The organism is Nocardia ninae NBRC 108245, from assembly GCF_007990755.1.
Lineage (GTDB): Bacteria > Actinomycetota > Actinomycetes > Mycobacteriales > Mycobacteriaceae > Nocardia > Nocardia ninae.
On sequence record NZ_BJXA01000004.1, the window covers coordinates 44,324 to 57,391 of the forward strand.

General features: G+C 68.2%; 10 protein-coding genes. 6 read left to right on the forward strand and 4 right to left on the reverse strand.

Translation table 11 applies throughout. From position 1 onward, the window contains the following. The first annotated feature begins 46 nt into the window (after positions 1-46). Both NN4_RS05335 and NN4_RS05340 read left to right on the forward strand, forming a co-directional pair. On the forward strand, positions 47-883 hold the full coding sequence (locus NN4_RS05335) for an SDR family oxidoreductase (protein ID WP_147128837.1): 837 nt from the start codon (positions 47-49) through the stop codon (positions 881-883). A 361-nt stretch (positions 884-1,244) separates the two neighbouring features. Beyond that, positions 1,245-2,579 (forward strand): FHA domain-containing protein, encoded by a 1,335-nt coding sequence (locus NN4_RS05340; protein WP_147128838.1) that lies wholly within the window; start codon positions 1,245-1,247, stop codon positions 2,577-2,579. A 396-nt stretch (positions 2,580-2,975) separates the two neighbouring features. On the opposite strand, the gene NN4_RS45980 is transcribed toward NN4_RS05340, so the two are convergent. The 3 genes from NN4_RS45980 to NN4_RS05355 are packed head-to-tail and all read right to left on the reverse strand — an operon-like array spanning position 2,976 to position 7,455. Then, the gene (locus NN4_RS45980; protein WP_246180720.1) at positions 2,976-5,507 is read right to left on the reverse strand and encodes a serine/threonine-protein kinase; all 2,532 of its coding nucleotides are present in this window, start codon (positions 5,505-5,507) and stop codon (positions 2,976-2,978) included. Then, positions 5,504-6,343: a hypothetical protein gene (locus NN4_RS05350; protein WP_246180721.1), complete on the reverse strand. Its 840-nt coding sequence runs from the start codon at positions 6,341-6,343 to the stop codon at positions 5,504-5,506. The genes NN4_RS45980 and NN4_RS05350 overlap by 4 nt, the downstream gene beginning before the upstream one ends. After that, the gene (locus NN4_RS05355; protein ID WP_147128839.1) at positions 6,340-7,455 is read right to left on the reverse strand and encodes a hypothetical protein; all 1,116 of its coding nucleotides are present in this window, start codon (positions 7,453-7,455) and stop codon (positions 6,340-6,342) included. The genes NN4_RS05350 and NN4_RS05355 overlap by 4 nt, the downstream gene beginning before the upstream one ends. Before the next feature lie 378 nt (positions 7,456-7,833). On the opposite strand from NN4_RS05355, the gene NN4_RS05360 reads away from it, so the two are divergent. From NN4_RS05360 to NN4_RS05370, 3 genes are all read left to right on the forward strand, one after another. After that, positions 7,834-10,131, forward strand: a complete 2,298-nt coding sequence (locus tag NN4_RS05360) for an FdhF/YdeP family oxidoreductase (RefSeq protein ID WP_147128840.1) — start codon at positions 7,834-7,836, stop codon at positions 10,129-10,131. Continuing rightward, complete coding sequence (gene fdhD / locus NN4_RS05365; RefSeq protein ID WP_147128841.1) at positions 10,124-10,963, forward strand: formate dehydrogenase accessory sulfurtransferase FdhD; 840 nt, start codon at positions 10,124-10,126, stop codon at positions 10,961-10,963. The genes NN4_RS05360 and fdhD overlap by 8 nt, the downstream gene beginning before the upstream one ends. Positions 10,964-11,043: 80 nt before the next feature. Continuing rightward, positions 11,044-11,574, forward strand: a complete 531-nt coding sequence (locus tag NN4_RS05370) for a hypothetical protein (protein ID WP_147128842.1) — start codon at positions 11,044-11,046, stop codon at positions 11,572-11,574. A 175-nt stretch (positions 11,575-11,749) separates the two neighbouring features. Here NN4_RS05370 and mihF read toward each other — a convergent pair whose 3' ends face one another. After that, the gene (mihF, locus tag NN4_RS05375) at positions 11,750-12,064 is read right to left on the reverse strand and encodes an integration host factor, actinobacterial type (protein WP_029895202.1); all 315 of its coding nucleotides are present in this window, start codon (positions 12,062-12,064) and stop codon (positions 11,750-11,752) included. A gap of 539 nt (positions 12,065-12,603) precedes the next feature. Here mihF and NN4_RS05380 point away from each other — a divergent pair. Further along, positions 12,604-12,981: a nuclear transport factor 2 family protein gene (locus NN4_RS05380; RefSeq protein ID WP_135235480.1), complete on the forward strand. Its 378-nt coding sequence runs from the start codon at positions 12,604-12,606 to the stop codon at positions 12,979-12,981. Positions 12,982-13,068: the final 87 nt, after the last annotated feature.

Here is a 13,068-nt window from a genome sequence, read left to right on the forward strand (position 1 = left end):
GCAGACCGGCACACCCCACCAATTCGCTACTCACCAAGGACTTCTCATGATTCTCGTTACCGGCGGCCGCGGCGCGGTCGCCACCAACCTGCTCGACCTGCTGCGCGCCGACGACCTTGCCGTCCGTGTCGGATCCGCCCACCCCGAGCAACTCCGAGTTCCCGCGGACGTGCCGACCGTCGCCTGTGACCTGACCGATCCGACCACTTTTCCCGCGGCCCTCGCCGATGTCACCTCGGTATTCCTATACGCGGAGGGCACAACCATCAGCGAATTCGTCACCGCCGCAACTGAAGCCGGTGTCGAGCACATCGTCCTGCTGTCCTCGTCCTCGGTGCTCGATCCCGACGCCGCGACCAACCCGGTCGCGAAATCGCACCTCGACGCCGAGCTCGGACTCGCCGACGCCCCGATGACCGTCAGCGTGCTGCGCCCGGGCGCCTTCGCCGGCAATGCCCGTGGTTGGGCCTGGGCGATCAAGGCGGGCCGGCCGATCAGCCTGCCGTACCCGAACGCCTACGGCGATCCGATCCACGAGCTCGATATCGCCGAGGCCGCGTATACCCTGCTCACCGAGCCGGGCTCGCGGGGCGGCCAGTACCACCTGACCGGACCCGAGACCCTCACCTTCACCGAGCAGCTCGGCCGCGTCGGCCAGGTCATCGGCCGCTCCATCGCCATCGACCACGTGACTCCCGAAGCATGGAAACAGCAGATGGCCGAGTACATTCCCGGCCACTTCGCCGACGGCCTGCTCGCGTACTGGCGCCGCTGCGACGGTGCGCCGAGTCCGATCACCGACGATGTCCGCACCCTGACCGGGCGACCGGCCCGTACCTTCACCAGCTGGCTCGTGGAGAATGCCGCCCTGTTCACCGGCTGAACTCGGGCACCTGATCCGTTTCCGACAGCCGCACATCCGGCTGTCGGAAACGTTTGCGCCGACCGGCGGCAAGGGCGACGCGCGGACCGGTACCCGAACCGGGTGTCGGCGAGACGGTCGCCACACTTGCGCTCTGGACCGAATAGGACGAACACCATCACCGCCTGTGGCGTGCCCGACGCCGACAGACCGACCAGAATCGTGGCGGCACTGGCGGATTCAGCGGTCGACAAATTCTTCCGATCGGTAGCGCCGATGTGCGCAGACGTAGCCCCGCAGCCCCTCGGCGCGCCGATCCACCCGGCGCACACGCTCTATGCTGGCTTCGAATGTCGGTAGTGCGCCGGGAAGGAGGGCGCGGATGCGCAGCAAATCATCCACCGTTGGTATCGCGCAGGGTGACGGCCTTGTCGCGCGCTTCGGTGGCGTAGTCGTCTATCTGGCGGGGGAAACCGCCTCCACGGACCGGATCCTCGGCGCGATCGAGGCGGTCGCGGAGGCGGCGCATCCCGGCGCGGCGCTCGCGCAGCGGCTGGCGGCCGTGGTTTTCGGCAGCACGTCCGAGACTCCGCCGTTCGGAGTGGTCGCCCCGACCGACGACGGCACCCTGATCCTGCTGCGCGGACCGGTCTTCGCTGAGATCAGCGGCGCGGAAGGGACCAGGCGGCTGGACGGTTCGCGCGCGTTCACCTGGGTGGACGAGATCGTGCGCGAACCACTGCGCCGGATCACCGTCGGCACGGACATCGGCAAACCGCTGAAAGCATTGCCGCGCACCGATCTGCGCGCCGGCGTGGTTCCCGGTGGTGGCTTCGTCCTGAATGTCGCGCTCAAGCGTGCGGGCAAAGCGGCCAAGAGTGCTGCGGCACCCCGCCCGCCGGCCGGCGGCTCGGCAGCCGAGCCGCCGCCGACCGCCGCCGCCGGATTCGCCGCGACACCCGAAACCACCGGTGCCGATGTGGCGGTCGACGCGTCGGCTGCCACGGTTTCTCCCTCCGATACCGCGGCGGCCGCGAGCGTGTCGTCGGTCGTCCGGGCATCGCCGGCCAACCGGACCCCCTCGGCTACCCGGTCCGGCGCGGCTCAGTCCTCGTCGGCACCCCCACCCACGTCCACCCGGGCCGCGACCTCCACCACGAGCCAGCCGTCGGAATCGGCGCGGCCACGCATGCGGCCACGGCCGCCGATCGGCAACCGTCCCGCGGCGGATCGTCCACTCGCCTGGTCGCAAACCCACCACCCCGGGCCACGACCCGAACCTGTTGCGCTGCACAAGACCTCGGCCGACCACGTGGCTCGCATCGTCCGCCCCGCCGCCGAGCAGGACCAGGCTGTCGGCAACCTGATCCTGGAGAACGGCGCGGCCTATCCCCTGGACCGCCCCTACGTCATCGGCCGCGGCCCGCAGGCCGACGACTCCGTCCGTTCCGCCACTGCAGCGCCCATCGTGATCCAACGCGACCGCCACGTCTCCCGTGTGCACGCCTACGTCTCGGTCGACCGCGGCAAGGTCTTCGTCCGCGATGCCACCGCCACCTCCGGCACCTTCATCGCCCCGCCCGGCACCGACCAGTGGACCCGAATCGGCACCTCCCCCACCGAACTCCGCCCCGGCTGGAGCGTCCGCATCAGCGATCGAGTGATCACCTACCGGGGCAGTGACGAGAAGGACGGCGACCGTCGAGAATCCGAGTGACGCACGCAGTGGCGTGAACCGCTGGGAATTATGTTCCGGCGCAATCGATTACGGCGACCAAGGCAGCTGACTCGGCGTTGATGGCGCACGGCGATCACCATCAGTCCACCAGCCGCCTCACCGTCGAGGGCGGGCGCAGCGACCTGCGACCGGCGACAGCCGACTCATCATTGGCAGCAGGCCCAGCGATCACGACCAATCCGGCAGCTCACTCATAGTCCACGGCGGGCGCAGCGACCTACGCCCGTCGGCAGCCGACGCATCATTGATAGGGGGCGTGGCGATCACCTCGACAGCCGACTGACCGTTGACAGCAGCCGCGGCGATTACGCCCCCTTCGGCAGCCGACTCGTCATCGACGCCCGGCGCGACGAATCCGACCCCCCGGCAGCCCACTCATCGTTGACGGCGGGCGCGGCGAAGATAGCGGCGGCGCTTGCCGATTCGGCGTGCGCCGACGGACGCTGCCAGGCCTGCGGCGGCGGCGAGGGCGGCGGCGCCTGCGGTGGTCGCTATTGCCGGTAGGTGGCCGAGGAGGATCCAGGCACCGCCGACGAGGGCGACGGCGAGCAGGGCAGCACTGATGATCAGGCCCACACTGTTGGCGAATCCACCGCGGCCCCTACGTAAGCGGCGCATGTTCGACTCGAGGTAGGCGAGGGAGAACAGGGCGAGCAGGACGACGCTCGCGGCGGTGACGGTGGTTGCCGGGCGCTGGACGGCCTGCATTTCCACTCGCTCGGTGGCGATTTCGCTGTTGTTCCGCAGCAGGACGAGCTCACCGGTGAGGTGCCCCGCCATCACGTACTGATTGATCGGCGCAGGCAGCGTGGCCCCTGGCTCACCCGGTATGAACGGCACGACTTCGCCGACGAGCGGCACACCGAGCAGCGTCACCTTCAGCGAAGCGGCGTCCGCGTCGATCCCATTGACGCGCAACGGGACCGGCTTCGTCAGATCGACTTCGACGGGCGTCGTGGCCGGATCGACCCCACCGAGGGTGACCGCGCCCGGTGCCAAGTCACCACCGATCGATGACTGACCGAACCCCGAGACCACCAGCGCCACCGCCGCAATCGCGAGGACCACCGCAACGGCGAACGGTACCCGTGGCGATTCGAAGGTGACGACCTCCTGGATGAGCACCAGGTCCCGTCGATCGATCTCGGCCAGCCGCGCCCCGTTGTCGGGCATCGGCTGCAACGGCCGCACCCGAGTCACCGGACCACGAAACGGCATCGCGCCCTGCGTCTGTGCCGGAGGCCGTATAGGTGGCCGAGTCCCAGCCGGAGGGTACGCACCTGGAGGCCGACCGCCCACTGGATGACCACCCACCGGTCGTGGATCAGTCGGCGGACGTGCACCACCCTCAGGCCGAGATCCGGCCGGATACCACTGCACGGTTGGCGGAGCATTCCCCGCCGACCCAGCCGTCGACCGCGGCGGCTCACTCTCCAGCGCAGGCCCGAACGGCGGCGCCACCCCCGATCCCTCGGACGGCGCAACGGATTTCGATGCCCCGCCAGGAAACCAGGGCGTGGTCGGCGGGGCGGCACCGAATGGCTGTGCCGCCGACAGGGACTCCGTGTCCGACGACGTACCTCGCTCCGAAGGTGTGTCAGACGCGGCCGATCCCGATGGAACGCTTGGCTCCTGTGGCCCGCTGGGCATTGCCGGTCGAAACGGCGGTGGGGTTCGATAGGCATTCGGAGGCACGTTATCGCCTGGGAGTGCGCCAGTCTTGCCAAAGGATGAGGCGGTTTCGCCAGTGGGCGAGCTGGTTCGACCAGAGACCGGGCCCGCTCCTCCAGGTGAGCCGGTTCCGCCCGAGGTCGGGCCAGTTCCGCCAGAAAGCGAGCCGATTGACCGAGTAGCTCCGCCGGCCTCGCCAGTTCCGCTGGGGGACAGCGCTGTTCCGCCCGCCGAATACGGTTGGATACCAGGTCGCGGCCCAGGGGTGACCGGTGGTGTGCGGCGGTGCCGAACAGATCCACGACTCGACATCCGCCCACTTCCAGTAGCGGCGGCAACAATCGTGTCCGCGCCGATCACCGGAATACCCACGGGTGTAAGCCAATCCTCGCCCCAGCAGTAGGCGGCGGGCTGGGCGAGCGCGATACCGAAGGACTCGGCGGTATCGAACCGATCCGCGGGATCGGTTGCCAACCCACGCATTACCACGGCGGCGATCGGTTCCGGCACGCCCGGAGCGACCGCACTCAGCGGGGTCGGCTCATCGAAGGCGTGCGCGAACAACATGGCCAGCGGTCCGTCACCCGGTGGAAACGGCAATACCCCCGACAGCAGCTGATAGAGCATCGTCGCCAGCGCGTACACATCGGTGGCGGGCGAAAGCTGTTGCCCTCGTGCCTGCTCAGGCGCGATGTAGGACGGCGTGCCGATGATGTCGCCCGCCTTGGTCACCCATGTCTCGTCGCCACCGACGATCTTGGCGATACCGAAGTCGGTGAGCTTGATCGCCCCGCCCGCCGCGAACATCAGATTCGCCGGCTTCACGTCACGGTGCAGCACCCGATGCCGGTGTGCGGCGGCCAATCCCGCCGCACAGGACAGCGCGATCGCGACGGCGGTCGCGGAATCGTAACCGTCCGTGGCGAATCGCTCGCCCACCGTGCCGCCCGGCAGATACTCCATCACCAGCAGGCAGAGCTCACCGTGCTCCAGATAGTCGAAAACCCGCACCACGTGCGGATGGTCGATCGCCGCGAGTACCCGAGCCTCCGCGACGAACCGGCGGCGGACCTGCTCGTCGTGCGCGAACTGCGGCGGAATCTGCTTGATCGCGACCGGCCTGCCCAGCCTCCGATGCGTGCCCGCGAGCACCACCCCGCAGCCGCCCCGACCGAGTTCGGCGCCGATGTCGTAGGCGGGCAAGGCAGCCCGCACCAGTTCGTCCTGCTCGGTCACGACGCCGATCCTTCGGCGGGCAGGCGGTAGGCAGGGGCGTCGGCGATCTCGTCGGTATCGACATCGGCATCCAGGTCGTCGTCCTCCTCCGGTTCCGGCGTCGGCGACGCGTAGCCGAGCAGGAAAGCCACGGCCGCTGTCGTTCCCGCGAACGCCAGCCACAAACTGGTATCCGGCACCCACCACCGCGCCACCGACGCGGTGAACGCGAACACCAGCCCGATCCCGAGTCCCGGCGCGAGCAACCGCAGCCCGCGCTGCCAGCGGTTGGCCGAGAGTCGGTGCCGGGCAATGGCCAACGCGGCGTCCGCAATGGCCAGTGCGGTCAAAACCGCCAATGCGATCCCGAACAACCCGTATACCGACCACAACGACCCGCGCACATCGGTGACCAAGGGAATCTCTGCCGCCGCAGCACCGCTCGCGCCGTACACCGCGAGTTCACCGCCGATCAGCCCGGTCGCCTGCCCAGCCAGCCCACGCAACTCCAGTCGATACCGCAGCGACTCGGATTTCCCTGGCGCAATGGTCAATTCGACAGCGGTAGAGTACGAGAAGAAGCTCAACCCGAGCACCCGCCCCGCGAGATCGACGTGCCGGATCTCCAACGGCTCACTCGTATTGTTCGTCAACTCGATCGCGACCCGAACCGTGCTGTCCGGCTCGAGCCGCAACGGCTTCTCCACCGACGTCCCCGCGATATCGCGCCCGTCGAAGTTCGCGGACATGTCGACCCCGTCGGGCTTCGCACCCGCCTGCGCCGCCGGCCACAGCAGCGCGATCAGCAACAGCACCGGCCAGACGACAGCCCGAATGCCTTGGAAACCACCGCTCATTCGCCCCTCCGAGCGGGTAGATGCGACACGAGGCGATGGCAGTAGTACCACCCGCCGAGCACAAGGAAGAACAGGATCACGGTCAGCGTCGACGTCCCCGACCCGACGGTGCCGACCAGCACCACATCCAACGGTGCCGCCAGGGTGCGCCCGCATTTCGCCGTCACCTGATGCCTGCCGATGTCCATCGCACCGGTGGCCAACGGCACCTCGAACGCACCGTCCACCCCGGCCACCGTCTTACCTACGGCGACATCACCGATCGCGACATCGACCGGTACCCCTGGCTCGCAGCCGTGACCACTGGCGGTGACACCGACCCCGGGGCCGACGGCCGACGGCGTGAGATCCATTGCGGCGGGAGGTAATCGAGGAGGTGGCGGGGGCAGCGGCTCGGGCACGGGCGGCACAACCGCCGGGGTACGGACCGGATTCCTCGGTGGCGCAACAACATCCGGCGTAGGCGGCGGATCGGCGACTTCCGGAGGCGGGGGCGGTGGGGGCGGCGGAGGAATCAAGACCTCGGGCAGCGGCGGGATCACCACCTCCGGCGGTGTGATCGGCGGCGTGGTGACCTCCGGCGGCGTGCTCGGCGGCGTCGTAATATCCGGCGGCCTCGGCCTACTCGACGGCGGCACCGGCGGACAGGTCGGCCCATCGGAGCCACCGCACGGATCGGGCGGCCGAGGCGGCGGCACCGCTCGGCCGGGCGAAACGGGCCCGTCATGCGTCCCACTGCCATCCTGTGGTGGCGGCGCGTCTCTGCCACCGCGGCCCTCCTGCCCCGGAGCGGGCGCACCCGTCCCGTCGCGGGTCCCACCGCCCTCATCCGTCGGCGGCGGTAGTGGGCTCGACGGCTGCCGCACCGGAACCACCGCCTGCGGCCGATCACCCGTCTCGACGCCCTCGTCTACCCCGCTATCCAGCAGCGCAGGCGCGTAACGCCCGACGAAGCCGTCCCACGGTCCCGATATCGGTGGCAGCCGTTGCGCGTCCCCTACCACCGCTACCGAATTCGAATCCCCCACCGCGGGCGCCCCCGGAAACCCGGCCAGCACACCCCCACACAGGATGGTCGCCAACAGCACCCGACCCGCACGCCGCTGTCTCACCTGCCGACGCGCTGCGCCGGCACGCGAAGCACCTGGTGCCAGCGTCCCCATCGGCCATGCTCTCGCTAGGCATACCGCCGCCGCGCGCCGACCCTGCCCGGTGCGCTGACGGACTCTGTACGACCGCGCCCATCGTGCGTGCGATCCCTAGCATCGTAAGGCCGTGTGCGCCAACGCGGAGCCAACTCCGACGAGCCGACCTCGGGGATTACCGTCCCGCGCCCGCTCGAGATCTGGGGATGCACGCGGACTCCGGACGCCCGTTATGGTCAGCGCGGGCAACCAGCGTGTTCCGCACCCGCATCGCCGCGAGTGCATACCATCGAAGTAGCTGGTCCCCTGCCCGACTCAGACACCGCGAAGAGGACAATACGAACTATGCACCGTAACGGTCCGACCGAGGACATCGACGAGTCCGCCCTGAGCGTGACCGCGCCGAAAGAGCAGGCTGCGGGTGTCACCGCGGTCGCGGTGTCGTTGCAGCGTGCGGTCGGCGAGATGGGCGTGATTCGCACCGCTCGCACCCTCGCGCGGGTCAATCAGGTGCACGGTTTCGACTGCCCCGGCTGTGCCTGGCCGGAGCCGACCGGTCATCGCCGCCCGGCAGAGTTCTGTGAGAACGGTGCGAAGGCGGTCGCCGAGGAGGCGACGCTGCGCACGGTCACCCCGGAGTTCTTCGCCGCGCACTCGATCGACGAGCTGGCGGACAAGTCGGGGTACTGGCTCGGCCAGCAGGGCAGGCTGACGCATCCGATGGTGCTGCGCCCCGGCGACAGCCACTACTCCCGCATCGCCTGGGACGACGCCTACCGCATCGTCGCGGATCACCTGGGCGCCTTGGCTTCTCCGGACGAGGCGGTCTTCTACACTTCCGGCCGCACCAGCAATGAAACCGCGTTCCTCTATCAGTTGCTGGTTCGTAGTTTCGGCACCAACAATCTGCCGGACTGTTCGAACATGTGCCACGAGTCCTCGGGCGCCGCGCTGACCAGCTCGATCGGCATCGGCAAGGGCTCGGTGTCGATCGACGACTTCGCCGCCGCGGACCTGATCATCGTCGCGGGTCAGAATCCGGGCACCAATCATCCACGCATGCTCAGCGCGCTGGCGAACGCCAAAACCGAAGGCGCCAAGATCATTGCGATCAACCCGCTGCCGGAGACCGGGCTGCTCGGCTTCCGTGATCCGCAGACGGTCAAGGGTTTCACCACCGGTGTCTCCATCGCCGACCACTTCCTGCAGATCCGCCTCGGCGGTGACATGGCGTTGTTCCAGGCCCTCGGCAGGCTGCTGTTCGAGGCCGAGGACCGCGCGCCGGGCACGGTGGTGGACCGGGAGTTCGTCGACGAGCATTGCGCCGGCTTCGCCGAGTACGAAAAGCAGGTTCGCGCGGTCGATTTCGACACCGTGCTGGCGGCGACGGGCCTGTCCCAGGCCGAATTGGACCGCACCGCAAAGCAAATGGCAGAGGCGAAAAGCATCATCATCTGCTGGGCCATGGGCCTCACCCAGCAGGCGCACGGCGTCGCCACCATCGAGGAGGCGACGAACCTGCTGCTGCTGCGCGGAATGATCGGCAAGCCGGGCGCGGGTGTCTGCCCGGTGCGCGGGCATTCGAACGTACAGGGCGACCGCACCATGGGCATCTGGGAGAAGATGCCGGATGCGTTCCTCGACGCCCTGGACCAGGAATTCGGCATCACCAGCCCGCGTAAGCACGGCCTCGACACGGTCGACGCCATCCGCGCCATGCGGGACGGACACGCGTCGGTGTTCGTCGGGATGGGTGGCAACTTCGTCTCGGCGACGCCGGATACCGCGGTGACCGAGGCCGCGTTGCGCAATTGCGCACTGACCGTGCAGATTTCCACCAAACTGAATCGCAGTCATGTCGTGCACGGCAAAACCGCGCTGATCCTGCCCACCCTCGGCCGCACCGATCAGGATCTGCGCGACGGCCGCAAACAGCAGGTGTCGGTGGAGGATTCGATGTCGATGGTGCACTTGTCGACCGGGCGGCTGACGCCGGTGAGCAAGCACCTGCGCAGCGAGGTCGCCATCGTCTGCGATCTGGCGCTGACCCTGTTCGGCGCGGACCACCCGGTCCCGTGGGCAAAGTTTCGGCGCGACTACGACACCATCCGCGACGCGATCTCCCGGGTCGTGCCCGGCTGCGCCGACTACAACACGCGGGTCCGCGCCCGCAACGGCTTCGTGCTACCGCACCCGCCCCGGGACAGCCGCGAATTCCGTACCAGCACCGGCAAAGCCAACTTCGCGGTGAACGAGCTCAGCTGGACCCCGGTTCCCGAGGGCAGGCTGGTCCTGCAGACGCTGCGCAGCCACGATCAGTACAACACCACTATCTACGGCCTGGACGACCGCTACCGCGGCGTACACGGCGGTCGCAAGGTGGTGCTCGTGCACCCCGAGGACATCACCGCGCTCGGTTTCGCGGAAGGCGAACTCGTCGATGTGATTTCGGAGTGGACCGACGGTACCGAGCGCAGCGTCAAGGGTTTCCGGCTCGTCGCGTACCCGACTCCGCGCGGTAATGCCGCGGCCTACTATCCCGAAACGAATCCCCTTGTCCCCCTTGACCATGTCGCGGCACGGTCGAACACCCCGGTGTCCAAGTCGGTCACCATCAGATTCGAGCGGACCACTGATGAGTAGAGTCACCGCCCGCCGCAGAACGCGCCGGATCTCCCCGTCGGGTGAGATCCAGCGCCCCGACACGCTCGCCGTGGAAGAGCCGCTGGAGATCCGGATCGGCGGCCAATCCCTGGCCGTCACCATGCGAACCCCCGGTAACGACGTCGACCTGGTGCACGGGTTCCTGTTGAGCGAGGGCATGATCGGCGTCGCCGAGGAGATCACGGCCGCCCGCTACTGCACGGGCACCGACGACGACGGCCGCCAAACCTACAACGTCCTCGACCTCACCCTGCGCACCGCGGTGCCGGTGCGCACCCGCGGTTTCCTGTCCACCGGTGCGTGCGGGCTGTGCGGCAAGACGGCGCTCGACGAGGTCCGCACGCTCTCCCGGTATCCGATCGCCGAGGGCGGACCGGTGGTGGACACCCAGGTGCTCGCGGGGATGCCGGATACGTTGCGCAGCAAGCAATCCCTGTTCGAGGCGACCGGCGGCCTGCACGCGGCCGGGCTGTTCACGCCGGACGGCACCGCGCTGGCGGTGCGCGAGGACATCGGCAGGCACAATGCCGTGGACAAGGTGATCGGCTGGGCGCTGCGCCAAAACCGGGTTCCCGCACGGGATCTGGTGCTCATCGTCAGCGGCCGCGCCTCCTTCGAGCTGGTGCAGAAGGCGGTGATGGCGGGCATCGGGATGCTCGGCGCCGTCTCCGCCCCCAGTTCACTCGCCGTCGATCTCGCCGCGGAGGCGGGACTGACACTGGCCGGTTTCCTGCGTGGCGAGACGATGAACGTCTACACCCACGGAGGCCGGATCACCGCCTCACCGAACAGGAAACCGCGGCTGGCCTGATCACCCCTTGCCCGGACCCGATGTCCGCTTTACCGTGACAGCACGTAGTCGGAGCAGTTCGGGCGGGAACGGAGAGACCGATGCGGTTCTCAGTGGAAGGTACCCAGGAGGGCCTACGCGTCCGGATGCGGTTCGAACAGCACCGCCGTCGCCTCCTGGCCACCCGGATCGTCTTGGCAGTCCTTGCCGTACAGGGTGCCGCCATCGGCCTGTGGGCGACCTTCGCGCCGCACTCCTGGTACACCAGCTTTCCAGGCTTCGGCATGCAGTGGATCTCCCCCGACGGCCCGTTCAACCATCATCTGGCGGCTGATGTCGGCGCGTTCTTCCTGGCACTCACCGCGGTGACCATCGGAGCGCTGGTCCTCAACAGCACCGCGGCGGCCCGCCTGGCTGGTATCGGCTGGCTGACCTTCAGCCTGCCGCACTTCGTCTACCACGCCTTCCACCGGCCCGAGGGGATGGGCGGGGTCAGTCTGACCCTCAGCCTGCTCGCCGCCGCGCTCTTGATCGCCCTCGGCCTCGCCTGCCTGGTACTACCGCCACGCGGCGATATCCCGATGACCGATCCCGCGCCCGTGCACGTCCGATTCCCGCGTCGCCGCCGCTGACCGACGACAACGCCCCACAACCCGGCTAGGCGTTGTGGGGCGTTTGCATTGTCTGTGCGGCTGGGGGCTGAGCTACGCCGTCCGGACCGCGAGCAGGCGGTCCTTCGCGAGGCAGAGCCGCGCCACCGACGTGAGTATTCGTTCCCCGGTTAGATCAACCGCGAACTGTTGCTGTTCAGTCCTTCAGTGCGTCGAGCAGCGCCGCACGCTGACGTGCGCCGAGCCCGCCGATCCGACGATCCTCCGGGATCTCCGCCTGATCCATCAGCTTGGCAGCCTTCACCGGTCCGACGCCGGGCAGAGCCTTGATCACCGCGGCGACCTTCGTCTTCTTGACCAGCTCATCAGAGTCGGCCTTCTTCAGCAGGTCGGCGACCGAAACCTTGCCCGCCTTCACCTTGCCGATCAGTTCGGAGCGCGCCTTGCGGACCGCTGCCGCTTTGGCCAACGCTTCAGTGCGCTGCTCCGCGGTCATGGTAGGCAGTGCCATGTCTCCTCCGCTTCCACTCGTCACTCGAACATCTGGTTGACCGGACCGAGTAAACAGCACTTCACCGGCAGCGCAAGGCCGACACACCGGGATCGGTTCGGCGGAGTTAGCGATGAGTTTCCTGGCTTCGCGCCGCCGAACGCAGTAATCAGCGGGCAAAAAGGACGAAATCCGACCCCGGTCCGCTGACCGGACCGAATGCGTCCAGTCGGTAACGCCCCGCCCGGTCAGAGCGACAGAATTAACGAAAGCATCAGCGCGGGATGAAGGTTCAACGGCGAGCCACGGGGGATCAAAGATGATCCCCGGCACCGGGCGCGAGCGGGTTTTCCGATCGTCACCGTGTCCTATTGCGCGGATGCTGACAACAGCACAGCGGAAACGGGGGCAGGTAACTTTCGGGGGGATTCCCCACGGCCCGAGCCACATCGATCGCCGTGGACAGCGCAACGAGAGCGCGGAACCGATCCTTGACCGCCCCCGCCGCTGTGCTGCTACGCTGCCGAACTAGAACAGGTTCCAATTCGGCAGGAGTTCCGATGGCCAAGCAGATCCGCGACGTGGTCGAGCAGTACGTGAAACTGGTCGGTTCCGGGCCGACCGAGGCCGTCGTCGAGCTCTACGCCCCCGACGCGACCGTCGAGGATCCCGTCGGCACCCCGGTCCGGCACGGGCACGCCGCCATCCGGGAGTTCTACGACGTGCTCGCCGCACTCGACCGGGAGACCGAACTGCGGCCCGAGACCATCCGCATCGCGGGCAACGAGGCGGCATTCATGTTCACCGTCGTCACCCGGGTCGGCGGTCAGCGCTTCACCCTCTCCCCCATCGACGTGATGGAATTCGACGACGAAGGCAAGATCGTGCGCATGCGCGCCTTCTGGAGTCAGGAAGACATGGCGATCGAACCCGAGTGACTCGCCGGGTTTTTCGGCGCAGATAGCGCTTCAGCGTGTCTTCGGCGCGCGGAATCGACTATGAAGAGTAGGTGTCGATGCCTCCTG